Raw genomic sequence first — 24,170 nt, forward strand, 5'->3', positions numbered from 1 at the left:
TTGTAGGTGGAAGCAGGGGGAGCAGGGGGAGCAGGGGAAGCAGGGGGAGCAGGGGGAGCAGGGGGAGCAGGGGGAGCAGGGGGAGCAGGGGGAGCAGGGGGAGCAGGGGCAAATTGTGTAGGGGCGGGTTTCACGACTATCTTTTCGGTTACACCCAGATCTAAATAAACCCGCCCCGACTTGACAAATGACGAATGACAAATGACAAATGACGAATGACCAACTTTTCAGATGCGGGTGAAGGAAACAGGAAAGCATGAACCATAACGAAGCCCATCTCCATATCACTGTCCAGTCGGCAGCTCATAACCAGGGAAATTCGGCTCGGATTACAGTCAATGACGAAGAATTCGGGTTTGATCCGTACAATCGCGGACTGAATGTGGCGGTTATCCATGAAGTAACGGGTCAAAAGCTGGGTAGCGCCACCTTTGATACCTTTGGTGATCCCAGTTGTACGATCGCCTTCACCGAATGGATGGAGAGTCTGCCTGTTGGTCGAATTGTGGCGATCGCGCTGAAGGATGAGGGAACTGTCTATCTGGATGAGCGGGCGAAAAATGCTTGTGCGGCGTTGGGGGCGTATTGGGTTTATTATCTCCAGTTTCGCAGTTCTTGGGCGATGATTGGTCAAAAGGGAGCGACACCGGGAACAGCAACTGAAGCGTTATCGGATGAGCATGGTGTCACCTGTTCTCGTTCCTTTACGCTCCCCTCAATTTTCGCGAACACGGCGACAATTTCGGCGACATCGGCGGCTGGAGAGTACGGTGTTTTAACGCATATTAGCCGGAATGGATCTGTCATCCCAATTAAGGGAGGATATCAGCGCGGGTTAAATGTGGTGGTGTTTGAACCCGCTACTGGCAAACCCCTGTTGGCGGGTTCGTTTGACTTGTTTGCGGATGCGTCTGTGGCGGATGGCTTTGCCCAAACGATTGAAGCGATACCCGATGGGAAGATTGTCGCGATCGCACTTAAAGATGATGCCTTTGTCAATCTCTCCCAAGCTGCCAAAAATGCCTGTCGCGCGATCGGTAGCCGTCTGATTGATCACTTAGAATTTCGCGGCGCTTGGTCAATTGTCGGATATAAAGGCGCGTCTCCGGATTCAGTGATTGAAAATCTGAATAATTCTGGGTTTACATCGGTCAAAGCCTGGATGCCTTTAGTTATACCCTGCCCAACCTGGCAGCCTCAACAGAAGCTACAACCCCCAGATTTACCCGAAAAAGGGATCTTTGGCAGTGCCATTGCCATGAGTGGCGAGACTGCCATTATAGGGGCGCGTTTGGCTCAAGTGAATGGCTCTCCGGCTGTGGGTAGTGCCTATATTTTCCAACACCACAACGGCGTGTGGACAGAAAAACAGAAACTCCAACCCTCGGGGTTTGGGCATCAAGATGTCTTTGGCAATGCAGTGGCGATTCAGGGAAATCTGGCGATTGTCGGTGCCTATTTTACCGATGCGCCCGATCGCCCCAATGCCGGGAGCGCCTATATTTTCCAACCGGAAAATGGCGTGTGGGTAGAAAAACAGAAACTCCAACCCGCTGATTTACAGGGGAATGACTGTTTCGGGAGTGCGGTGGCGATTAGTGACAATTTCGCGATCGTCGGTGCCTATACCGTAGACGCCGAAAGTCGTCCCGAAGCTGGGAGTGCCTATATTTTCCAGCTTGAGAATGGGGTGTGGCAACAAAAACAGAAACTGCAACCCGATGACTTACAGCGCGGGGATGGGTTTGGCGGTGCAGTGGCGATAAGTGGGGAAACCGCGATCATCGGGGCGCGTCTTGCCAAAGCAGATGGCGGTCAATTTGCTGGGAGTGCTTATGTGTTCCAGTTAGAAAATGGGGTATGGCAGCAAAAACAGAAACTGCAACCCGCTGACTTACAATATGGGGATAATTTTGGTAATGCGATCGCGCTCAGTGGTGAATTCGCGATTATCGGTGCTTATGGTGTTGATGCCCAACGGTATCCCGATACTGGCGCTGCCTACATTTTCCAACAGGAAAACGGGTTGTGGCAACAAAAACAGAAGCTGCAACCTGCTGATTTACAGCGTCGCTATGGCTTCGGCTGTTCAGTGGCGATTCAGGGACAAGTGGCTGTCGTGGGGACTTCTGATGCTGGAAGCGCCTACATTTTCCAACTCAATCAGGGAACATGGCAGCACAAACAGAAATTATACTCTCCGGAGGTGCAACCCAAAGACGGGTTTGGGTATACCGTTGCCCTAAGTGATGGAGTTGTCATCACCGGGGCGCATAATGCAGATGCTCAAGGACGCCCTTATGCGGGTAGTGCTTACATCGCATTTGCCAACGAAACGTGAAACTCTACCTCCTCCCCTGGCTCAGGGGAGTTAGGGAAGAATAAGCGGTTCAGTCTTTAAACCTTAATATCAAGAATGGCTCTCATCCTTGTCGTGCGTTTAGCGAAGCCATGCCGCAGGCTTTGCATCTTGCTCGCTACTAATCTGAAGTTCCCCCCATCCCGATTGACGATAGAAGGCTAAACCCAGACTATGTAAGCGTTTAAGCCAATTCACCTACTACGTCATTATCGTTGGGAATTGCTGTCTAAGCAAAACCTGACAATGGATGCCATACCCACTTTAGATCCTCGTTCTGGGTTACAGGTAAGGTTTGGTAAGCTTTAAGCTGCAAAGAAAAATTTTTGTAATAGGCAAAGCGCTCACTAAATTCTTTACTGGTAGAGAGGGCAGACTGAATAAACAAGTGTAACAATTTCCGGCAATGCTCAAACTCAAATTACTAGGCTTATCCATGATTGCTGCCTCAGTTGTCTTAGGCAGTCAAGCCCTTGCGTCGGTTCCTGCGTCTCTCTCTGATCGTAGACTTCAGCCGGATGGCGATCGCCTATCCCACAACGAGAGCGCTACCCTTGCTCACCCACACCGTGAAACCCTCATCAGCTGTATGGGGGCGATTGTGATGGTTGCCGGTGGAGTCTTCCTGTTGCTCAATTTTCGCAGGGCCAACAGAAATACAAAAACAGCCGACCTCAGCGGTGCACAGCTCTGCGGTGCCGACCTCATCAATGCCAATCTCAGTGATGCCGACCTCAGTGGTGCCGACCTCAGTGGTGCTGACCTCATCAATGCCAATCTCAGTGGTGCAGAGATCTGCGGTGCCGACCTCAGTGGTGCAGAGATCTGCGGTGCCGACCTCAGTGGTGCCAACCTCAGTGGTGCTGACCTTATCAATGCCAATCTCAGTGGTGCCAACCTCAGCGGTGCCAACCTCAGATATGCCAACCTCAGCGGTGTCAACCTCAGATATGCCAACCTCAGTGGTGCCAACCTCAAATATGCTAATCTCAGCGATGCCGACCTCAACTGTACCTTACTCAGCGATGCCAACCTCAGCGATGCTAACCTCAGTGGTGCCTTGCTATTTTTTGTAAATTCACGCCAAGTTCAGAATCTTGAACCGCTTCAACTACAGGCGCAACATAAGCCTTTTTTATGTAATGTTGCACTGCCTTCCTACTCCCATCAACCAAAAGTGAATCCCAATCGCGACTGCGATCGCATTCCCCAACTTTTGAGCGTGCGCTACAATATTTCACTCGAAGAGGCTCAAGGGATAGTCAATGAAGCTCGACAACACCGATGGGACTAACAAAAACTGGCACAATCAGGGCTGTTTCATTCTAGTAGTGGTGCAAGTCCCCAAAGCCTGCCATAGACTGAAGTTCCCCCCATCCCGATTGACGATAGAAGCCTAAACCCCGACTATGCAAGCGTTTAAGCCAATTCGTCCTCACGGTCACGTTGCTGCTGTGCTCTTAACGATAAAAAAAATAGGATTAGACTCAATCATTAGCAGCGAAAACACCCGCCAGAGGCGATTAGTGCTATCGATGATAGCGGCGCGGATTATTGCCCCTAAGTCGAAGTTAGCCACAGCCAGAGGATTACAAGAGGCAACCAAGCTATCCAGGAAAAGGAGAACGATTGGGATTGTCTGGGACAGACGAAGATGAACTCTATCTAGCTATGGACTGGCTATTGTCTAGGCAAGAGGAAATAGAAAAAAGTTTAGCGTCTATCCATCTGGTAGAAGGAGCATTAGTCCTCTATGATGTCAGATAAACGTATTTTGAAGCGTACAGACGCGCCATGGCGCGTCTGTACTACATAACTGATTCAACTTGTTTTATTAAGAAAAACAAACGAATGTTGGCTTAGGGGGAACTCATCAGACATTATAGAAACTTGAGTGTTAGTGGTTCATTAAGCTGAACGGTCTTTTTGAGCAAGTATTTGCAGAATTTATAAAGGGTGAACTATGACCAGCCAATCTCAATCCGGGCAATCAGTTTTGACTCGTTCTCGTGATGCAACAATTATTAATATTGATGCGCGAGTTAACAACAATAATAATCCCGTCATCAAATATTTGAAACCTGGCACTTATGAGGTTCAGTTTATTGATCAATCTCAAGGTGGTATGTATGATGCCTGGAGTCGTTGGAGTTTCGTCTATGAATGTGAAGAAAATGGCGAAAATTGTACTACTGGATGGCTCAATGAATACTACATAACCTCCAGTGAATTTATCGTTAGCGTACCCACGACAGGTGTATATGCAACACCAGAACTCGCTCGCTCTAAAGCAAAAAACACCTCATTTACCCTAAAATTTGGCAGTGAGGTCAGCTTTTTTATCAGTGATGACCTACTTGCGGATAATCAGGGGGGAGTCTCTTTACTGGTCAAACGACAAAATATTCGTCAACCCCCTTCATTACTGGGAAATTTAGTGTTAGTCGGGTTACTGATTGCTTCAGTTGCGCTAACCTGGTTCATTTTAGATCCTTAAAATTTTAATTATAACTAGGGAAGGATCTACTATTTATACCAATTCATTTTTTTGGAGCTAAACTAGCTATGAAGCGTCTAGTTGTTTGTTGTGACGGAACCTGGCAAAAGCTAACGAGTCCTTATCCAACTAATGTGGTCAAGATTGCTCAAGCAATTAAATCGACTAGCGATCAAAACATTCCTCAGCTTATCTTTTACGATGAAGGAATTGGCACAGAAAATCCCATCGCTAAGATTTTGGGTGGAGCGTTTGGCAAAGGAATTGATCAAAATATACGAGACGGCTATCGCTTTCTTTGTTTAAACTATGAACCAGGTGACGAAATTTATTTATTCGGGTTCAGTCGCGGCGCTTATACCGTTCGTAGTTTAGCGGGAATGATCTTTAACTCAGGGCTATTACCACGAGAAAAGATCCGCAAAGCGCCTGAAGCTTACGAGAAATATCGCTCTCGCCAGAGTGAATTTGCACCCGATGCCTATAAAATGGAGCAGTTCCGCCAGGAAAATAATGCCAAACAAGTTCCGATTACACTTATCGGCTGCTGGGACACCGTCGGTTCCCTGGGAATCCCGAATTTATCGACAATTTTCTCCTTCGACCAACAGATTAATCAGAAATACGCCTTCCACGATACCTCATTGAGTCCTATTATTAAGAATGCCCTACATGCTGTTGCTATTGATGAGCAGCGTGAGGTTTTCAACGTTACCCCCATGCAGGTAAGCCGCAGAAGCGAATATAAGGGTCAGCCTGTGGATCAATTCCTGCGTCAAGTTTGGTTTCCCGGTGTTCATGGATCAGTAGGCGGTGGCTCTCAAGAACAAGCTGGTTTATCCGATGGAGCGTTGCTGTGGATGATTGAATCCATTGAGCAATTGCGTCAACAACAACGTTTGGGATTGGAACTTGATCCAACTGTCATCGAATATGGTATTCACCCTGACCCAACTATCATGTTCAGCAATGAACCGCAGAGTTTTATCGGTCGATTAACGTTCAAAGCAGGACGCAAGGTTCGCGAAGTGAGTGAAGACTTTAATGAGCTACATGAGAGTGTTAAAGAACGGTGGCAAAAAGTTTTTGACTACCGACCTACAAATCTGGAAAATTTCAAGGCTTTATTAGATAAACACGGAGAGCAATAGACACTCCCCTAACTTTATTATGGGTAACATAACTCCATATAAAAAGAATTATGATACCCGGAGCCAAGAATTTTCTGATCAATTCATAAATCAGTCTGGGTGGCTTTAGTCACATTTTGGTGAAAGCAAAAACGATAGCAGTTAAACCTGCCCTGACACAATTAAAACCCGGTTTTCTTGAGCCAAGCCAAAGGTAAAACCTAGATTTTTCTGTCAGCGAAGTCCACGATCAACATTCTAAACTGAAACACCATGATTACTCCAACAGCCGATCAAATTGCTCAAACCAAAAAATCAATTGAAAACTACTACATTTATTGGATATCTCATCCATACAAACGTGCAGGAGTTGCTCCCTTTTATCAGATGCATGAACCGGGAGAATCAATTCGTGGAACAGTGATGATCTTTCACGGCTTTTCAGCTAAACCGATGCAAATGTTTCTGGTGGGTGACTACCTCTTCCGCAACGGGTTTAATATTTATCAAATTCCTTTGGCGGGTCATGCGTTTATTCCACCCGATAGTTATTGGCCCCAAGTTGACCTCAAGCCAGAATTTCGTGATCCTCTTCGTGATGAAGTCCGAAAAGATGCTGTTTTAGACCTTTTCTTGTCCAATCGTGATAATAAATCGCAAGGGCAATTTCAACGATTGACCACGTTTCAGAAGATGGCGCTGATTGGTCGGATTATCAAAATGGCACCCCAGCTATTAGATATGGCATTGGCAATTGAGCGACCCAATGACCCAGATTTTGATCGCTATTTCACGTCGTCTGATATGAAGTATTTGACAGATGCACAGGAACGTCTGGCAGAATTAGAGGCAATGCCAGGACCGGTTTATACGGTAGGACTCTCTGTCGGTGGTGCCGTTGCCCTAGGGCTGGCGGCGTCTCGACCAGACCGGATTAAAAAGGTGGTAGCGTATGCTCCGCTTTTGGAAGTATCTAATGAAGTTAATGAGCGTTACATTAACCTCACAGGTCCCTTAGACTTGAGAGAATTCTCTTGGGAACAAAATGTTAGTTTTCCGGTAGGCTGTTTAACCGCTGCCAACCGTTTTGGTGCCTTTGTTCGGAGTGATAAAAACCGAGAAAGCTTAGAGGAAATTCCGACATTTTTGGTATTAACGGAGAATGAAGACGCGGCTGATTTGAAAACCAACCAGAGATTCTTTGACCAAATAGGGGCGAAAGGCAAGGGACACTGCTACTATCTCTATCCAGCGAGTGACCTTGTACCTCATCCTATGGTAGACCCGATGGAAGTGAGTCAGGGAATGACGAATCGTTTCTGGAAGAGTTTGTATCAGGAAACCTTCCGCTTCTTGACAACAGGAGAGGTTGATACGGATAACATGAGCAACCTTGAGGAAGCACCGGATTTACCGCCGATGCCAACTTATTCGTAATGGAAGTTATCAGTTATCAGTTATCAGTTATCAGGAGATAGGGGAGATGGGGAAGTTGTGTAGGGGCGGGTTTCACGACTATCTTTTCGGTTACACCCAGATGTAACTAAACCCGCCCCGACTTGACATAAGACATAATACATAAGACAAATGACAAATAATGAACAGTTAGCACAATGGTTATATCGCCTTGTAGAAATCCTGCGTAGCCAAGGAAATTCGACATGGCGCAGGTTGGTTCAGACTGTTTCTGGCAAAACGGCTGTGATTGAGCTAGATGGAACTCAGTTGCAACTGTGGGCGCAGGAAGATGAACCGTTGCAGGTTCGCATCGAATCCTTGACAGAACCACAACCCGTTCACTTTTGCAGCGATGCTGAAACTTTGAGAGATATCATTACGGGTTTTGTGACATTGGATGCGGCGGTAATGAGTGGCAAAATTTATGTTAGGGGTGATTTACCAGACTTACTGGGTATCAATCAGGTCGTCATGGGGATTTTAGCCGACAGTGCGATTAATTTACAGTTGCAACGTCTCTGGAACGAATTTGATCACGTCTGGTTTTCCACCCCCTCTCCTCCCCCTTGTCAATCCCTTGACCAACAAAAACCATCCCGTGGTTATCTGATTAACCAGATACCCGCCGATGTACTCAACATCGAAGTAGATTGACATCGCCCGAAAGGGTGATATACCATGAGTTTTCGTTGTCTGCCTGGTAACATTTACGGAGTTTTACCAAGATTCTTAATGAAGATTTAAGATTTTTGACAATTTTGGTTATTGGCGGCGATCGCGCCTATTCTGATATACAGAGCGCCAATTAACGGCGACGCAAAAATTCTGTTCACTCACTTGCCATAACGAGCTACTTATTTTATGACTACTCTACCTACATTGATTCGTTCCCTTGCCTTAACCGCCCTACTCAGCTTTATTGCTCCCGTTGTCCTCTTCTTGGGATTTTTCACCTTTCTATGCACCATAAGCTGGGTTCCTGGCTTGGAAACCCTTGGTCAAACAGGCGCAAACGATTTGTTACAGTTTCTGGCGATTTTTGGGAACGGCTGTTCTGTAGAAGGGCTGATTGTGATTAGCATGACCTGTAGCTTTGTGGCAGCCTTATTTGATACCTACGCTTTCTATAGCTATCAGCATCTCAACGACCACTAACATCGACCATTGTAACCAATGATTTTCTCTATTCGGTTAGATCACCTTGGGCAACCTGGTTATGGTGCAACCCATCTCCCGTCATCAGCATGACGGGAGACTTCTAACGTAACAGATTTAAGACTGATCTGATCCCAGGGCGGCGGCTGTTTTCTCCCGATTGATCTTGAGAATTAACACACCCAGGGGAGGTAAGCACAAGTCCAGAGAATAGGGTTGATTGTGGAACCACCATTCATCCGTCCACTTACCGCCTAAATTCCCCATATTACTCCCACCATACTCGCGAGCATCACTGTTAAACAGCTCCGTGTAGAAGCCCATTTCTGGAACCCCGACTCGATAGTGGCTGTGAGGCTGGGGTGTGAAATTGCAAACCGTGACCACAAACTCTTCAGAATCCTTAGCACGGCGGATAAATGCCACCACGCTATGGCGGTTGTCACTACAATCAATCCATTCAAACCCAGCTTCAGCATAATCTTGGGTATAGAGGGGAGATTCTCGTCGATAAACCTGATTCAGGTCACTCAGAAACAGCTTCAACTGCTGATGGGGTTCGTATTGCAGTAAATGCCATTCTAAATCGCCCCAGACATTCCACTCACTCCACTGACCAAACTCCATGCTCATAAACAGGGTTTTTTTGCCGGGATGAGTGAACATATAGGCAAATAAGCAACGGACATTGGCAAACTTTTGCCACTCATCCCCAGGCATTTTGCCCAGCATATTACTCTTCCCATGAACAATCTCATCGTGAGACAACGCCAGCATATAGTTTTCAGCATGGTGATACCACATACTGAAGGTGATATTATTCTGGTGGAACTGACGGAACCAAGGGTCCATGTGGAAATAATCCAGCATGTCGTGCATCCACCCCATGTTCCACTTCAAATTAAAGCCTAATCCGCCAACGTAGGTGGGCCAAGACACCATGGGCCAATCCGTTGACTCTTCGGCAATGGAGAGGATACCAGGAAAATAGCTAAAGATTACATGATTCGCCTGTCGCAGGAAATCAGCAGCTTCAATGTTCTCCCTCCCCCCATACTGGTTCGTCACCCATTCTCCCGGTTCACGACAATAGTCCAGGTAAAGCATCGAGGCGACAGCATCCACGCGAATTCCATCAATGTGGTATTTGTCAAACCAGAACAAGGCGTTGGACACCAGGAAGTTACGGACTTCGTTACGGTTATAGTTGAAAACTAAGGTTCCCCACTCTTTATGTTCACCCTTACGCGGGTCAGCATGTTCATACAAGTGAGTCCCATCAAAGAAGGCTAAACCGTGACCATCTTTGGGGAAATGACCCGGTACCCAGTCCACAATCACCCCAATTCCATTCTGGTGACACTGATCCACAAAATACATGAAATCGTCGGGTGTGCCATAGCGAGAGGTGCAGGCAAAGTATCCGGTAACCTGATAACCCCACGAACCATCAAACGGATGCTCGGCGACGGGGAGTAACTCAATATGAGTAAATCCCAAATCTTTTACATAAGGAATTAAGCGATCTGCTAATTCCCGATAGGTGAGAAATCGCGCTCCCGGTTTGAGATCAGACACCATAACCACGGGTTCAGGCTTGCCATCCGCGCCAATGGGGGGTTCAGCTGAAGAACCATGCAGCCACGAGCCTAAATGCATTTCATAGATAGAAATTGGCTGAGTCAGCGTATCGGTATGGCGGCGCTGCTCCATCCAGTTTTGATCATTCCAGGTATAGGTATCAAGATCGGCAACAATCGAGGCGGTTTTGGGGCGGATTTCTTGGTGGAAACCATAGGGGTCAGATTTTTCGTAAATATGCCCATCATAGTTTTTGATTTCATACTTGTAATGGTCGCCAACTGCCACTTCTGGAATAAACAGTTCCCAAATTCCCGTGTCACCCTTCCGCATTTGGTGCTTGCGCCCATCCCAGTGGTTAAAATCGCCTAAAACCGAAGCGTTGCGAGCATTCGGAGCCCAAACGGCAAAGTAGACACCCTGAACTCCATCTATTTCCGTGGGATGGGCTCCTAGTTTTTCGTAGATGCGATGATGATTCCCTTCGGCAAATAGATGCCGATCAAAGTCGGTTAAGCTCGGCGAACGGAAGGCATAAGGATCGTAGATCACCCGCTCATGTTCGCCTTCTTTGAGGCGTAACTGGTAGTTTGCCAGTTCTTCGATATCGATCTGACATTCAAAAAAGTGGGGATGATGCACTGATTGCATCGGATAGTCTTGGCGTTGTTCTGGTAGCACAACCCACACGGCGTCAGCATTGGGGAAATACACCCGTACTGCCCAGGCGGTCTTTCCATCCTGTTCTAATCGGTGTGGACCCAGTATCTCAAAGGGGTCGTGATGTTGATTCCAGACAATTCGGTCAATCTGTTCAGGGGCAATCATGGGAAACATCGAGGTATCTACTTCAGTGAATGGAAAATGGGTGTTAAATAATTTTAATATTTATATACTTTTTTGATTTTTTCTACACATTTGGGGCAAGTTGGGGTATAAGCAAGAGTTATGTTTTCTCGGTTTGGTCACCGATCCAGGGCTATCCTTGAGGACAGGGTGCGGCTTCCGGCGTTTTTTGCTTCGGCTAAAACGGTGTGACTGTCCGCCACAGATCAAGCAGTTGCAGCACAAAAACATTGTGCTGGATCTCAGGATCGAGTTCCGGGGGGGTTGACCGCTGGGCTAATTCAGCTTTAAGTTGGGCGTATTCGGCGGCGGTAAGCGGTTCCCCATCGATAGGCGATCGCGCTTCGGTGATTATCTCGGTTCTCAACACCTCTTCGGGTAAGTCATCTGGGGGAGGTAACGCCAAAGTCGGTTGAGCCACCCAACCCATTAGTCCTAGACAGATACTAAAAAATATACCCTTTTCCACGCTTTTAAGCTAAAAATAGTTTTCCGTGTACAGACCTAACATACTATATCTGTGTTTGAGTGCGATCGCTTCCCTAACGCTTCACCCATCCGTTATGAATGAAGCAACCCACTCGCGTTAAACCGCCTTGGGTTCAAACCCAAGGAACCAAAAGCTCAAGTCAGCTAAAGCTGACTGAATAAGAGTTTCCCCAATCATCTTGTAGAGACGTTGCATGCAACGTCTCTACAATCTCGCCAAATACGGTGACAACCTAGCCAATCTCTTCGTCTGTGGTATCTGCGACAAGATTGATGTCTCGTCGTATCCACCGCCAAATAAATTTTTGTTGTTCAGGTGAGAAGCCACATCGATCCATTTCGGCTTGCACTTTATCATCGGCTACTGGTTCAAAACGTGCAATTAATACCCAGCGGATACCACCGAAAAAATACCAATCATTTTCTTGAAGCTCATCAACAAGGAAAGGGGCATCATTCGGGTATGATATTTGCTCCAATTCTAATGCTGTAGACAATACTGCAAATACTCCGAATATGGCATCAGAACCTTGCTCCAAAGATTTCTGTAAATGCTCTCCATAAAAGTAGCCAATCTCTGATAATATTTCCGTGTCATATCTATCTCTACTAATCCAAGGTTGTGAAGACGTAAGTAAAATTTCACCTATTCTTATTAAGTCATTTGGTTCACTCTCATCCCCAGTTGTTTTGTCAGTCAAGTTGGGGTAATTATTCATAAATCCTATTAAACATACAGCAACAGAAGTATAACCATCTGGAAATAGAGAAAACATAGCATCCCAAAAAAGACTATCTACACCATGCAAATTAATTAAATTTTCAAGAGAAAGTATTCCTTCGTTCCAAGCTATATGGCAAGTAAGAAATTATTTCGGATACAGTTGCTCCATGCAGTCATAACAAGCATCGAAAATATTTTGAGAGACACTTTGCCAAAGATGTGAGCTAATCTCAAAAATAACAATGGCTTCACGTTCATCACTATTCTTCTTAAATCGTTCGATCAGTAATTTCTCTAAAGTATTGTCAATAGTTCCTTGATTCTCAGTTGCAGCATTGAGCAGTAAAGTTTTTCCCGATCTTAGAAAGTTTATGGAAGACCCCTGTGAATACTCATCTAGATTGATCAGTTTAATTCCTAACTCTACTAAGTATTCAATACAAGCTGTAGTAATCTTCCGAGTCACCTTGGGACTGGGAACCATAAACTCTAAACATCGTGCCGCAAAAGACAGTAAATTTTCTACTTCCTCCGCTTCAGCCTCACGAACGGCATAAAGAACAGTAGTGAGTAATTTATCCCCAGCGCCTTCAGAATTCTTACCTTTGATCTGAAAAGCCAATTGTGCGACAACATCCCATTCCTTGTTGGCAATCTTGGGCAAAAGAAACTCGGCTAACTCTTTAGCTGTCTCCTGAGTTCTAAATAAATAGAGTGCGGTAAAATATTCGAGAAAAGTACGATGGGTAAATTGATAAAGTTCCTCACCATCTGCCGTTGTTCCTATCCCTGTAAATACCCACGCCCGCCCCCGACAGAATTGGATAAACTCACGCGCCGCCCTTTCTGCTTGATCGCGGTCATCAAAACGATGTTCCAACAAATAGTCAGAGAGTTTAGCAATAAGCTGACGTTCGGTTACGCCTCCCTGTAAACCTTCATCCGCATAAAGCCAATACGCCAGATATGCAATCGCTGGTCGAATATTATCCTCGAAGCGAAACTCAACCGGAATATCTCGATTTTTATCCCATTTCTCAAACAACATTTCGGCGCATTTTTCATACACCTCCGGGCGATTTCGGGGAATGTAACCTTCGCGCCGATAGAGGTTACACATCAACGCTAACATCAGCGGATTAGAACGCAAATCGGAGACGAATTGGCTTTCCTTTATAAATGCTTCTCCCTTTTCTTCCGGTTCCTCGTTGACCTTAAACCATGTCGTGACATATTCTTTGACTTGATTGTCATCAAAGGGAGCCAGCCGAAAAACCTCAAATTTTTCGGGGTCAAGAGGTGCTTGCTCATAACCCACTTCTCTGGATGTCACTAGCACGGGTACTGAGGGATAGAGATTACAGAACAATTCAATATCGCTGCTAATTTCCCGGCGATAGCGAGTATCCAGTAGTTCGTCTAATCCATCAAAAATAACCACAACTCGACCCGTCAATAGTAAATAGTCAAAGGCTCCAAACGGTGGCGGTGTTTGATAATCAGAATTCGCTTTTGTTTCGATATATTGTACGATGGAACAGTTGATTTGTTTCTTCTTTGCGCCATAATCCCGCAGGATGACCAGGATTGGTGTAACTTGTCTATCCGCAAAGGGGCGTTCTGAATAGCAGGTTGCTAAAACATGGGCAAATTTTTGGGTAAAGGTGGATTTACCGCCACCCGGATTTCCCAGCAGGACAACGCGATAAATGCTATGGAGAAAGGTTGTAATTTTTAGGGATTCTGGTTGATTGCTTTGTTTGGTGGGAGTTGGGATAAAGTTGGGACAAACATAGAGGCGATTAATGGGGAGTTTCTGCGCCTTATCGAAATCGGGGGGAATAATATATTTGTGGCGTTCTCTAACTTGCTGGCGATAGTTTTCCTCAAAGGTTAGAATTGCTTTAATATCGGGTTTTTGTGGCGCTGTTAATAGGTTAAGCGTCTTTTGAATCGTCGCCAGTTCATCCCGCACGATTTGATGACGGAATGCTGATTTTGCCTCATGCGCGGCGAGTCTACCCTGATCAATGGCGATCTGTAGCGCTTCTTCACATCCCTCAATCAGATCATCTAAAATATGATTAGCTGCGTCTTGCAGTTCAAATTCTGGGATGTTGGTATAGTAGGAGAATGCGGCTAACCATTCCTGACGGATCAGTTCAAATTTATTTTGAGGATTATCTGAAAGCTTGGCGGCGTAAATGTGACGGATTATGGTTTCGGCGGGTGGAGATTCCAGAAATAAACAAATTTGGTCAATTTCGGCGGGTTCATAACATTGGATTCGTTCTGATACTGTCTCGGCGGCTTTTTGGAGAACGGGTTGTAAGGCGGTTTCATTGAGTTTGCGGCGTTCTAGGATTTCTTCGCCAATGAGATGTTTTCCTATCTGACGACTGACTGGTGTGAGAAGTGGGGAGAGTCCTTTGGCAATTAGGGTTAAGTTTGGCTCCATGGTTGTATGCTATGGGAGTTATGATAGGAATAATTCTATAGTAGTAGATGCGTGAGTTTGATCGGCGCTAAAGCGCAACTACAAGCGCAACTACAAGCGCAACTACAAGCGCAACTACAAACTTTTTTATGACAGGGAATTATGAAGGTTAGTTTTGGTTTTGGGTACATCGCCAGCCTGATTCTATTGGCTAGTTATCCGGTGCTGACAATATTGACAGAAGCGACTCCTGCTGTAGCGGATGATACGGGAGTGATTCGGAAAGTTGTACTCCTGGATTTATGGGAAAGGGGGAATGGGTTTCGGTTGTCTCCAGAAGTTACTCAAATTACAGTTGTTGAGAATTACGCGATCGCGCACTGGTTTTGGGACAATAGTACTGGGGAGACGGTTGTTATAAATCAGAATAATCAATGGCAAGCGATCGCGTCAACCCAAACTCCATTTACTCCTAGCACCCTGGCGAGTTATGGGATTCCTCGTCAGATGGCGCGACAGTTAATTAATCGCGATCGCGCTAATCCCAACACACCGTCAGAACAACCTCCGGTAGCGAATCTATTCACCCCTGTCTTACCGCAACTCCAGCAACAAACCGATACCTTAATTTTATTACCCAGCCAAATGCCGAAGTTTAGACAGCGGATTTATGTAAATAGTTTTAGGTCACCCAATACCTATAGTATTGCCTTAAGGTTAAAGCAAAACTGCGATGGAATCCCGGATTGTACTGTAGGTGCATTTAGCGCCACGCCAGTGAATTCGCAGTATTCCCCTGACGATGAATTCATTAAAAAAATTCCCCTCACCAATGGAATCTGGGGATACTTTACACCGAGTCGATGTCAGGGTTTTTGTACACCATCGGTGATTGAATGGGTGTGGCAAGATACCCATTATCGAATGGCATTAAAAGGGATGGGTCCAGATGTCAATCAAGCCGAAGCGATGATGGTTAACATAGCTAATTCTGCGATCGAAGCAGGACCCCGTTAATGCACTTATATTATCGTCCGTTGCTCTTGCCTACTTCACAGTAATTTCGGTGGAATGTCGCTGACTTATATAGCCAGGAAATAAATTTCTGCGTTAAAGCTTAAGTAAGCTAAAACTTACTACATTAAAAGGTTTTAACCCGTTTTAACGGGTTTTAGCTTTTAGCCCGAACTTGAGTTCCGGGCTGGCTATTCTAAGGCTTGGGGTGATTTACCAGACGTAATGAGTAAGTCATCGGGATAAGGGAGGGACAGGGTACGCATGGTTGTCTCTGTGGTGAAAAGACGTGTGAGGTAGGCTGTGGCTCAATTCTAGCTTCTACACAACGCTTTGATTTGAGGGATGCATATTAACATAGGTTAGCCCAAGTCTAGGATATTAACGTAGGTTTTGAGAACAAAACACGATGACAGACTCTTTACCATTACGCGATCGCTGTTTTAAACTGATTGATGAAATTGTCGCCGCGACGCTGAAAGGCAAAATCCGATCCAAGCGACAGGTTTACCAAACGCTGGCGTCAGGTGTCAGCAGTGGAACCGGGGAAATGTTTGAACGCTGTCTGGATGAACGTCACAACACCACTCAGGAACAAATCGATAATCCGGCTAGTGAACTCAAACAGGCTAAAGCGATACGGGCGCAGAGGGCGCTGAATATGATTAGCAGCGAATGGGAACGGGTACAGCAGGAGAATCAGGTGTCTGAGGCGATCGCTACCGCTATCCAGGGAATTACTCAAGCTGATCAGAGTGAACGGTTAACTGCTTGGCTGCGTGCGATCGATCCGAATCGAGAACCTGTCCTGAATCTATCTCAATTGGCTCAATTAGCCAAAACACTTCAGCAGGAAGCATCCACTAGTTCTGATCGCGATCGCGCCAGGGAACTTGAACAGATAGCCCAAGGAATTACTGGGGGGTTAGCCGCTTGGGGAAATTTGGAAAATGATTTAGTAAGCTGGATTTATGAGCAAAGTCAGGGTTCCCTGGGATTTGAGGAACTCGCTGAACAACGAGGTCCTTGGGGACTCTGGGCAAAAAAGGTAAATCGCCCTCTACCTAAGTCATTATTCCAAGCGCTGGCGTATAATCAACCCCTCGATGAATGGATTCGCCAACAACCAACCTTAGAACTGGATGCTTGGGTAGAATTAACAGTTGTTCTGCAATGGTTGCAAAGTCGGTTAGTTCAGTGGTTTGATCAACGAGTCTATAACTCCAAAATGGGGGCGAGACTCTCGATTTCCACCTTTATCGTATTTGCGGTAATCTGGTCACAACTTGCCCTGGCATTAAATCAAGCAACGGTTCCCCAACGAGAACGCTTGATCGATAGTTGTTTTCAGGCGACGCTGCAAATTCTCCGCACCTTTACCCAACGGGAATATTTTCCCCTGTATGGCGGTGTTTTTGCCTCGTTAAATGGGAATTATCTGCGGAATGCGATGGATTACCTGGATGAACCCTTACGGCGCGTCGAGGGAACTGAAGAGAAAGCGCGAATTCTTACGTTATTAGGCTATTCCCAACGGGCGCAAGGTCGATATAATCGGGCAATACAATTCCATGAGCACGCCTTAGACATTGCCCGTTCAGCGAGCGATCGCGTCTGTGAGATTGCCAATTACAATCACTTAAGCCGTATTTGTGTGGCACAGAAAAATTATGCTGAGGCGATTAATTATAGCCAACGGGCATTGATTTTAGCACGGCAAGCCGGGGATAAATTAGGTGAAGCCAACGCCTTGGCGAATTTAGGCTATAGTGAGGTCTTTCAAGCCCAACAACAAGCCCTTGATCCCGATGTCTACGAAAGCGCCATCATGTATCTGCAACAAGGGCGGCAATTGTTAGAACGATTAGGCGATCGTCAAAGTCAAGCCCTATGTTTATGTAGTTTGGGGATTGCTTATGTGGTTATGCAACAACCGCAAGAGGCGATTACTTATTTAGAACAAGGGTGGCAAGCCGCACAATTTTCTGGGGATTTGTATTTACAGGGACTTAATTTAGCGTATCTAGCGCAAGCCTACTATCAGTTACAAAACTGGAGTAAAACGATTTACACAGGTAGTTTGGGCGGATATTTATTGGAGCAGATTGGGACAGAATACTGGCGCAAAGCCGTAGGATTACTGACTATTTTGCAGGGGCAATTGGGAGGGGAAGTATTCCAAGAACTCCTACAGCAGCAGCGGTCAAAAATTATTCCTTTAATTGGGGTAGATGGGTATGATTACCTGCCAGAATTATTGGAAAAATATCGAAATTCGATGTGATTGGTCATTGGTCATTCGTCATTGGTCATACTCGTGAGTATCCAAGCACCCAATTATGTCATTCTGAATGGAGCGAAGCGGAATGAAGAATCTCTACCAGATGCTGATGTTAGTTCCTCGCTACAGCTAAAATAGTGGAATAAATAGTTTGAATCATGATATTAGGGTTTGACCCAGGACGAGATAAATGTGGTTTAGCCGTGAAAGGCAAAGACCAAGAGATTTCCTATCATCAAGTGATCCCATCCGATCAGGCGATCGCAACCATTAAACGATTATCTCAGCAGTTTCCCATTGAGACAATTGTCATGGGGAACCAAACCACCTCTAAGCAATGGCAAGGGAAAATTCGAGAAGTCATTTCCGCCCCTATTCCCATTGTCTTAGTCGATGAACGCTATAGTACATTAGAAGCCCGCGATCGCTATTGGCAAATGTATCCTCCCAAGGGACTCCAACGCCTGATTCCCCAGGGGATGCGCCAGCCGCCTCGACCGATTGATGATATTGTCGCTATCTTGCTGATTGAGCGTTACTTACAAACTCAGACCTAAAAATTAGGTCAGGGCGGGTTTTGAACAAACGTTATCATCAATAGCGATACCAAAGTCCCTAAACCTGCCCCTACAACCTCAGACCTAAAAATTGGGTCAGGGCGGGTTTTGAACGTTATCATCAATAGCGATACCAAAGTCCCTAAACCTGCCCCTACAAACTCAGACCTAAAAATTAGGTCAGGGCGGGTTTTGAACAAACGTTATTATCAATAGCGATACCAAAGTCCCTAAACCTGCCCCGACAACCTCAGACCTAAAAATTAGGTCAGGGCGGGTTTTGAACGTTATCATCAATAGCGACACCAAAGTCCCTAAACCCGCCCCGACAACCTCAGACCTAAAAATTAGGTCAGGGCGGGTTTTGAACAAACGTTATCATCAATAGCGACACCAAAGTCCCTAAACCCGCCCCTACAAACCATGTTTCCTCGAAAGCTGTGAAGGGTTAACCCTCAACACTCTTATAATTCCGCCCGAATAGTAAACGCATAATCTCCTCCTGGTTCCAACTGGTAATCGCAACGCTCTAAAAATCGACCCAGTGGTTCTTGAATTAAAGCACGTCCCAAAGCAGGTCTGACGACTAACTGACCTTGACGGAAACGCCATTGAAACTGCCACTCATAAGCAGCCGCTTGAACATCTCCTTCAATTTTGCCCTGTTGCCAAGAGTGCTGGGTAATCCGAACGTAGGCAGTGGTTTCCGGTAAATTCTTAGAACTCACAGCTAAACCTATTCAGCTTAAACATTATTCTGGATGCAGCTTAGGGCGCACAAGTCCAGATTCGAGCATTTTATACTAAACTACCGGAAAATCCGTGATTGTCAACTCTGGAACTGAAACCGTTTGATCTTAAACATCGACAACTGCACGTTTTTCGTCAACCGACTCCAGACGGTTATCAAAGTGAAGTAATTCTGGCAGAAGATGCGAGTGTTTCGCCGTTGCAATTTCCCAGTTATACGATTACAGTTTCTGAGCTATTACCGCCAGTGATTGAATCGTAAGTAGATCCAGAAATTGTAGGGGCGCATGGCGTGCGCCGGATTCAATCAGCCACATTGAATTCCTAAACCCGCCCCGACAATGATATTGGTATCCCCCTAAACCTAATCTAGGTTGCACCACAAGACGATCCGCGATCGCTATAGCGGATTCATCCCCATTGCCAAATTCGGTACACTGAAAAAAATAAATAGTATAGGAGGGGATGATGACTGAGAATAATCGCTCCCAATGGGATGTTGGTCGATTTGTCAACACATTAGCCTATTTTGAGGTTATCCCTTTTATTAGCTGCTTAAAACGCTTATTTTCAGGTAACACTAAACGTCAACAACCAAGTCAAAGGGGAGGCAAACGATTGGGTAAGATACTGGTAGCGGGTGCAACAGGTGGCGTCGGGAAGCGAGTCGTGCGGCGTCTGATGGAACGGGATTATCCGGTACGCGCTTTAGTCAGAGATAGTCAGCGTGGGCGGGAAATGCTGGGAGATGAAGTAGAACTATTTGAAGCTGATATCACTATCCCCGAAACCTTAACCCCTGCGATGATGGACGGTATCTCCGCCGTTATTTGTTGCACAGGTGTTCGGGTGCAACCTGTGGAAGGAGATACACCAAACCGAGAAAAATATTATCAAGGCATCAAATTCTATATGCCAGAAGTTGTCGATAGTCCTGAAATTGTAGACTATCAAGGGATTAAGAATTTAGTTCAAGTTGCCGCTAATCATCTCCAAGCAGGAAAACAATTAATTTTTGATTTCAAAAATCCCTCAGATGATGTAAAAGAAACCTGGGGGGCTGTGGATGATGTCGTGATGGGTGGTGTGAGTGAAAGCTCAATTCGGCTGATTGATCATGCGGCATTATTCAGTGGAACTGTATCTACCAAAAATTCGGGTGGTTTTGTTTCCGTTCGTACCCGTAATTTCGAGCCATCCTTAAATTTAGCGGGATATGAGGGGATGGAACTGCGTGTTAAAGGCGATGGACAACGTTATAAGTTTATTCTACGAACAGAATCAAGGTGGGATGGCATTTCCTATTGCTATTCGTTTGATACTGAAAAAGATACCTGGATTGATGTTCGGGTTCCCTTTGAGGCGCTAATTCCTGTCTTTCGTGCCAAAACTATCCAGGATGCGGAACCTTTTGATCCGAGTCATATTTACGCCGTGCAATTGATGCTGAGTAAGTTTGAGTATGACGGCGCACTGAATCCCCACTTTGAACCCGGAACATTCTCCTTACAAGTGGAAACAATCAAGGCATACAACGGTTCAACCTTACCCCAATTTATTATGATTAGTTCTGCTGGCGTCACCCGTCCAGGGCGTCCCGGAATTAACTTAGAAGAAGAACCGCCAGCCGTGCGAATGAATGACCAATTAGGCGGAATTCTCACCTGGAAGCTGCGGGGAGAGGATGCTGTCCGGGAAAGTGGTATTCCCTATACGATTATCCGTCCCTGTGCTTTAACCGAAGAACCCGGCGGTAAAGGTTTAGCCTTTGAGCAAGGGGATAATATTCGAGGGAAAGTCAGTCGAGAGGATATTGCTGAACTTTGCCTTCAGGCGCTAGAACAACCCCAAGCTTCTAATGTCACCTTTGAAGTGAAAGAAGCCGAAACAGGTTCTCCCAATTGGCGTCATTTGTTTTCGTCCCTAAATTCGGATAACACAGACTTTTCTGAGTCAACTTGACGGATGACCCGTTTTATAGTTTGTTAGAAAGAAACTGGAATGAAGTTTTGGAACTTGCTTTAAAATTGGCAGAAATGAATAAGCAAAACGCAAAGACAATGAACGAAGCTGAAGTCGAAAGACTTTGGCAAGCCTTCAGAGTTTTCGATGAAGATGGCAGTGGCGAAATTTCTGCCGACGAGTTAGGTGCCGTCATGCGATCGCTGGGTCAAAATCCCACAGATGCCCAATTACACGACATGATGCAAGATGTGGACGTAGACGGTTCCGGTGCCATCAACTTTGAAGAGTTCAAAGCCCTGATGGTGTCTCAACAAGGCGATCGCGAAAGTCGGCTGAGACTTGCCTTTAGCGTTTTCGATGAGGATGGTTCGGGGCATATTTGCGCCAACGAACTGAAAAACGTGATGAGTCGGTTCGGGCTGACGGACGCAGAATTACAAGAGATGATCAAAGAAGTTGATCGCGATGGTGACGCTTTCATCGACTTTGAAGAGTTTTGTCAGCTTGTTCCTGAAGAAAACGAAGCCTCGACAGGCTATCATGATTCCCACGTTGAACTAACCGAAACCGAAGGCGATCGCGACGATGAAGATTTCATTGACTTTGAAGAATTCTGCCCAGTTATTCCCGAAGATAATCAAGGGTTAGGTGGTGATCAAAAGTCCTCCATTACTGCAACCCAATCCCTACAGGCACAATCGGAGGAAGCAGATACCCCCCTCAACACCCAAGACTTAGCAGCGGAGGTGACAAAGCTTGAGGAAATCCTCACCCAACAAGTCAAGGATGACTGTACCCGAAAGCGGGGCACTTCTCGCCTACAAATGCAAATTGGTTTGTTTCGATTGATTCAGGGTGCTGCTTATCGCTGCTTCCGCGAAAGTTTTTCGGCTAACCATGAAACCCATTTACGGGTGAAGAATTTACCTTACCGCCTTTCTGATTTCACCCAGTTTGTGCGCGTTGCGATCACCTTCTACAAAGGCTTGGGTATTGTGGAAGAGGCTTGCTATCCAGTACTGGATCAGGTGATTCATTCCATCGAAGCCGAATACGCCCGCCTGCAAGATCGGATCAAAAACTGGCAGACTATTGAAAAAACCGCAGAAATGCTAGCCGAGGCGCAGCGGATGCAGGAAACCCGCAGTAAATCTGCCACCGTTCGCGAGAAATTCGCCGCTGGGGTGGAATTCGCCATCACGATGAAGAAAAAGCACCTTCACTTGGGAGATTTGATTGAAGGAGTGCTGGCAATCAATGAACTGAATCGGTTGCGCCAACTGGAATTGAATGGGGAACTAACGCCCCCGTCACCTACACCAAATGGGGAAGAGCCCAAGGCTTATTTGAAGCAATGGAACCGAGTGATTCTGGAAGATGATCGGGAAGAAATCGACGGCGCGATGATGCCCGTGGCGTACTGGTACGAGGATTTCATGCCAAAATTGCTGGCAGCATTTAGCGTTTGTACGGCGGAGGATATTGAAAGAAATACCAATCCCGACGAAGCCGCCTTGGATCAGTTGTACGCAGAGACGAAAGCTGTTGGGGAGTTTGATCGCTATGGTAGCGACGTTTGCGAAGAATTTCCTAACTGCGCGCCTAAGCAAAAACTGGCAATTTTGCAGGCTTGGCGGCTGAGTCACCACTACCTCAACGGTGTGCAGAAGCGTCGGGAACGTCTGGAGTTTGGTCGCGAATGTGGTGCCCTCTCCCAGTACGTGGCATTTATCGATGTCTGGCTTAACCGCAGCTACGTGCGAGATGCCCAAATGCGAGTCAGCTTCCCCTACTACATTGGACCAGGGGTTTGGCGTTTCTTCCATACGTCTGCTGAAATTGTCTGTGCCAAATCTCCAGACGTTCAGCCAAAGCTAATCGGGCTTTTCAAGGAGTTCATCCAACTATTCGCCACGATGTACCCTTGCCCCTACTGTCGCCATCACTTGAATGCCTATGTGGTACAGAACAAGGAAGTCGATATGTACCCGATGGAGTACTTATTGTTAGGACAAAAACTCCATGCCACCCAGTTTAGTATGTCCTTCGACAACAAGCTGGCTACAGTAACCGATGGACTCTCCATGCGCCTGTTTTTCTGGAAGTTGCACAACACCGTGAATTCTTCCATCGCCCGTTCGGAAGAGTGGTATCAACGGGATGACCAAGCCTTCTACACCAGCCGTTATTGGCCCAGTCTGGATGCCGAGTTGATCCGCGCCCGCGCCCTGCGTCACATCAGCATTACCACCGATCGCATCTACCATATCTACAGTATGCTCAAACCCACCGCCCGCTTATCGGGGCTTCATTTGGGACTGCAAAAGTTTTTGGACAGAGGCGACGAACAGGGTATCCAAGAGTTGTGTAAGCTGGCTGACACCTACATCAAGGAGTTAGAAAAGGCGGTTTTAGAAGGAAACTTCCTGCAAGATGCCTACAGTTTTGACCCAACTCTAGAAGATAACGCCCCTTACTTTACTCCCGAAGAAGAGGAATTTGCTCGCAGTGGCGTTTTTGTTGAGGTTCACTAGTAGAGACGTGACCGTGGAACGTCTGGAATAGTACATTTATCCTAATTCGGTAAGGTGGGCAAAATTTTGTCCATCTCACCCCTACCGCCGATTGAGATCTGAACTGAAAACCGCGATCGCACTTACTCCATATCATCAGGTTCAACCCCCAACTCCCGCAATCGTGCTGCTAATCGTTCTGCCCTTTCCCGTTCTGCTATTGCCTGTTCTTCCGGCGTTAAAATCAACTCCCCCTCAAAAGTCATCCACCGTAACCACAAACGGTTAATTCCTCGAAAACTTCCCTGCCATAGTCCTAAACTTAACCCTAACTCCGGCATCACTACACGATTATCAACCCGGTTGGCTGGTTCATAATGACCCCCGACTAACTGAAACGCCTGCATTTCATTG

Annotated in this window: 19 protein-coding genes and 2 pseudogenes; 15 read left to right on the plus strand and 6 right to left on the minus strand. The window is 46.2% G+C overall.

What is annotated here, in order from left to right; genetic code table 11:
- The first annotated feature begins 6 nt into the window (after nucleotides 1–6).
- The 9 genes and pseudogenes from RIB93_RS06800 (at nucleotide 7) to RIB93_RS06840 (ending at nucleotide 8,599) form a co-directional block, all read left to right on the plus strand.
- Nucleotides 7–168, plus strand: a complete 162-nt coding sequence (locus tag RIB93_RS06800) for a hypothetical protein (RefSeq protein WP_446371523.1) — start codon at nucleotides 7–9, stop codon at nucleotides 166–168.
- An 88-nt stretch (nucleotides 169–256) separates the two neighbouring features.
- On the plus strand, nucleotides 257–2,341 hold the full coding sequence (locus RIB93_RS06805) for an interleukin-like EMT inducer domain-containing protein (RefSeq protein WP_446371525.1): 2,085 nt from the start codon (nucleotides 257–259) through the stop codon (nucleotides 2,339–2,341).
- A 424-nt stretch (nucleotides 2,342–2,765) separates the two neighbouring features.
- The gene (locus RIB93_RS06810; RefSeq protein WP_446371527.1) at nucleotides 2,766–3,653 is read left to right on the plus strand and encodes a pentapeptide repeat-containing protein; all 888 of its coding nucleotides are present in this window, start codon (nucleotides 2,766–2,768) and stop codon (nucleotides 3,651–3,653) included.
- A 136-nt stretch (nucleotides 3,654–3,789) separates the two neighbouring features.
- Nucleotides 3,790–4,123: pseudogene (locus RIB93_RS06815) on the plus strand (IS1634 family transposase); the annotation flags it as partial.
- Between the two features lie 199 nt (nucleotides 4,124–4,322).
- A complete protein-coding gene (locus RIB93_RS06820) occupies nucleotides 4,323–4,856 on the plus strand; it encodes a hypothetical protein (RefSeq protein WP_446371529.1) in 534 nt (177 codons plus the stop codon).
- A gap of 68 nt (nucleotides 4,857–4,924) precedes the next feature.
- On the plus strand, nucleotides 4,925–6,007 hold the full coding sequence (locus RIB93_RS06825; protein WP_446371531.1) for a DUF2235 domain-containing protein: 1,083 nt from the start codon (nucleotides 4,925–4,927) through the stop codon (nucleotides 6,005–6,007).
- A gap of 252 nt (nucleotides 6,008–6,259) precedes the next feature.
- Nucleotides 6,260–7,423, plus strand: a complete 1,164-nt coding sequence (locus RIB93_RS06830; protein WP_446371533.1) for an alpha/beta hydrolase — start codon at nucleotides 6,260–6,262, stop codon at nucleotides 7,421–7,423.
- A gap of 150 nt (nucleotides 7,424–7,573) precedes the next feature.
- A complete protein-coding gene (locus RIB93_RS06835) occupies nucleotides 7,574–8,098 on the plus strand; it encodes an SCP2 sterol-binding domain-containing protein (protein ID WP_446371535.1) in 525 nt (174 codons plus the stop codon).
- A gap of 207 nt (nucleotides 8,099–8,305) precedes the next feature.
- Nucleotides 8,306–8,599, plus strand: a complete 294-nt coding sequence (locus tag RIB93_RS06840) for a hypothetical protein (RefSeq protein ID WP_446371537.1) — start codon at nucleotides 8,306–8,308, stop codon at nucleotides 8,597–8,599.
- 117 nt (nucleotides 8,600–8,716) lie between these two features.
- On the opposite strand, the gene glgB is transcribed toward RIB93_RS06840, so the two are convergent.
- The 4 genes from glgB to RIB93_RS06860 all read right to left on the minus strand — a co-directional run bounded on the left by glgB (nucleotide 8,717) and on the right by RIB93_RS06860 (nucleotide 14,697).
- Nucleotides 8,717–11,008 (minus strand): 1,4-alpha-glucan branching enzyme, encoded by a 2,292-nt coding sequence (gene glgB / locus RIB93_RS06845; protein ID WP_446371555.1) that lies wholly within the window; start codon nucleotides 11,006–11,008, stop codon nucleotides 8,717–8,719.
- 196 nt (nucleotides 11,009–11,204) lie between these two features.
- Nucleotides 11,205–11,456 carry a hypothetical protein gene (locus RIB93_RS06850; RefSeq protein ID WP_446371557.1) on the minus strand — a complete coding sequence of 84 codons (252 nt, stop codon included), beginning with the start codon at nucleotides 11,454–11,456 and terminating at the stop codon, nucleotides 11,205–11,207.
- 292 nt (nucleotides 11,457–11,748) lie between these two features.
- On the minus strand, nucleotides 11,749–12,291 hold the full coding sequence (locus RIB93_RS06855) for a hypothetical protein (RefSeq protein WP_446371539.1): 543 nt from the start codon (nucleotides 12,289–12,291) through the stop codon (nucleotides 11,749–11,751).
- 93 nt (nucleotides 12,292–12,384) lie between these two features.
- Nucleotides 12,385–14,697 (minus strand): NACHT domain-containing protein, encoded by a 2,313-nt coding sequence (locus tag RIB93_RS06860; RefSeq protein WP_446371541.1) that lies wholly within the window; start codon nucleotides 14,695–14,697, stop codon nucleotides 12,385–12,387.
- A gap of 141 nt (nucleotides 14,698–14,838) precedes the next feature.
- Here RIB93_RS06860 and RIB93_RS06865 point away from each other — a divergent pair, with 141 nt between their 5' ends.
- The 3 genes from RIB93_RS06865 to RIB93_RS06875 all read left to right on the plus strand — a co-directional run bounded on the left by RIB93_RS06865 (nucleotide 14,839) and on the right by RIB93_RS06875 (nucleotide 18,528).
- Nucleotides 14,839–15,693, plus strand: coding sequence for a hypothetical protein (locus RIB93_RS06865; protein ID WP_446371543.1), 855 nt, complete (start codon nucleotides 14,839–14,841; stop codon nucleotides 15,691–15,693).
- A 406-nt stretch (nucleotides 15,694–16,099) separates the two neighbouring features.
- Nucleotides 16,100–17,974, plus strand: a complete 1,875-nt coding sequence (locus RIB93_RS06870; RefSeq protein ID WP_446371545.1) for a tetratricopeptide repeat protein — start codon at nucleotides 16,100–16,102, stop codon at nucleotides 17,972–17,974.
- 155 nt (nucleotides 17,975–18,129) lie between these two features.
- Complete coding sequence (locus RIB93_RS06875; RefSeq protein ID WP_446355963.1) at nucleotides 18,130–18,528, plus strand: pre-16S rRNA-processing nuclease YqgF; 399 nt, start codon at nucleotides 18,130–18,132, stop codon at nucleotides 18,526–18,528.
- A 464-nt stretch (nucleotides 18,529–18,992) separates the two neighbouring features.
- Here the strand turns inward: RIB93_RS06875 and RIB93_RS06880 are convergent, their stop codons facing one another.
- Entirely contained in the window at nucleotides 18,993–19,256 is a 264-nt protein-coding gene (locus RIB93_RS06880; RefSeq protein ID WP_006104974.1) for a DUF3146 family protein, read from the minus strand.
- A 98-nt stretch (nucleotides 19,257–19,354) separates the two neighbouring features.
- Here RIB93_RS06880 and RIB93_RS06885 point away from each other — a divergent pair, with 98 nt between their 5' ends.
- The 3 genes from RIB93_RS06885 to RIB93_RS06895 all read left to right on the plus strand — a co-directional run bounded on the left by RIB93_RS06885 (nucleotide 19,355) and on the right by RIB93_RS06895 (nucleotide 23,777).
- The gene (locus RIB93_RS06885) at nucleotides 19,355–19,540 is read left to right on the plus strand and encodes a hypothetical protein (RefSeq protein WP_446371547.1); all 186 of its coding nucleotides are present in this window, start codon (nucleotides 19,355–19,357) and stop codon (nucleotides 19,538–19,540) included.
- Between the two features lie 206 nt (nucleotides 19,541–19,746).
- Nucleotides 19,747–21,240, plus strand: coding sequence for a CIA30 family protein (locus RIB93_RS06890; protein ID WP_446371559.1), 1,494 nt, complete (start codon nucleotides 19,747–19,749; stop codon nucleotides 21,238–21,240).
- A 98-nt stretch (nucleotides 21,241–21,338) separates the two neighbouring features.
- Complete coding sequence (locus RIB93_RS06895) at nucleotides 21,339–23,777, plus strand: EF-hand domain-containing protein (protein WP_446371549.1); 2,439 nt, start codon at nucleotides 21,339–21,341, stop codon at nucleotides 23,775–23,777.
- Nucleotides 23,778–23,899: 122 nt separating this feature from the next.
- On the opposite strand, the pseudogene RIB93_RS06900 reads toward RIB93_RS06895, so the two are convergent.
- Nucleotides 23,900–24,170 (minus strand): annotated as a pseudogene (locus RIB93_RS06900) (Uma2 family endonuclease); the annotation flags it as partial.

Origin of the sequence: Coleofasciculus sp. D1-CHI-01 (assembly GCF_040218875.1) — a bacterium.
In the GTDB taxonomy this organism is placed as follows: domain Bacteria; phylum Cyanobacteriota; class Cyanobacteriia; order Cyanobacteriales; family Coleofasciculaceae; genus Coleofasciculus.

Excerpts from the sequence above, each read along its gene's own strand:
- RIB93_RS06890 (WP_446371559.1), top strand. The coding sequence starts at position 19,747 with ATGACTGAGAATAATCGCTCCCAATGGGATGTTGGTCGATTTGTCAAC.
- RIB93_RS06810 (WP_446371527.1), top strand. The coding sequence starts at position 2,766 with ATGCTCAAACTCAAATTACTAGGCTTATCCATGATTGCTGCCTCAGTT.
- RIB93_RS06860 (WP_446371541.1), bottom strand. The coding sequence starts at position 14,697 with ATGGAGCCAAACTTAACCCTAATTGCCAAAGGACTCTCCCCACTTCTC.
- RIB93_RS06855 (WP_446371539.1), bottom strand. The coding sequence starts at position 12,291 with ATGTTTTCTCTATTTCCAGATGGTTATACTTCTGTTGCTGTATGTTTA.
- RIB93_RS06895 (WP_446371549.1), top strand. The coding sequence starts at position 21,339 with ATGAACGAAGCTGAAGTCGAAAGACTTTGGCAAGCCTTCAGAGTTTTC.
- RIB93_RS06865 (WP_446371543.1), top strand. The coding sequence starts at position 14,839 with ATGAAGGTTAGTTTTGGTTTTGGGTACATCGCCAGCCTGATTCTATTG.
- RIB93_RS06830 (WP_446371533.1), top strand. The coding sequence starts at position 6,260 with ATGATTACTCCAACAGCCGATCAAATTGCTCAAACCAAAAAATCAATT.
- RIB93_RS06820 (WP_446371529.1), top strand. The coding sequence starts at position 4,323 with ATGACCAGCCAATCTCAATCCGGGCAATCAGTTTTGACTCGTTCTCGT.
- RIB93_RS06825 (WP_446371531.1), top strand. The coding sequence starts at position 4,925 with ATGAAGCGTCTAGTTGTTTGTTGTGACGGAACCTGGCAAAAGCTAACG.
- RIB93_RS06875 (WP_446355963.1), top strand. The coding sequence starts at position 18,130 with ATGATATTAGGGTTTGACCCAGGACGAGATAAATGTGGTTTAGCCGTG.
- glgB (WP_446371555.1), bottom strand. The coding sequence starts at position 11,008 with ATGATTGCCCCTGAACAGATTGACCGAATTGTCTGGAATCAACATCAC.
- RIB93_RS06805 (WP_446371525.1), top strand. The coding sequence starts at position 257 with ATGAACCATAACGAAGCCCATCTCCATATCACTGTCCAGTCGGCAGCT.
- RIB93_RS06870 (WP_446371545.1), top strand. The coding sequence starts at position 16,100 with ATGACAGACTCTTTACCATTACGCGATCGCTGTTTTAAACTGATTGAT.
- RIB93_RS06840 (WP_446371537.1), top strand. The coding sequence starts at position 8,306 with ATGACTACTCTACCTACATTGATTCGTTCCCTTGCCTTAACCGCCCTA.
- RIB93_RS06850 (WP_446371557.1), bottom strand. The coding sequence starts at position 11,456 with ATGGGTTGGGTGGCTCAACCGACTTTGGCGTTACCTCCCCCAGATGAC.
- RIB93_RS06835 (WP_446371535.1), top strand. The coding sequence starts at position 7,574 with ATGACAAATAATGAACAGTTAGCACAATGGTTATATCGCCTTGTAGAA.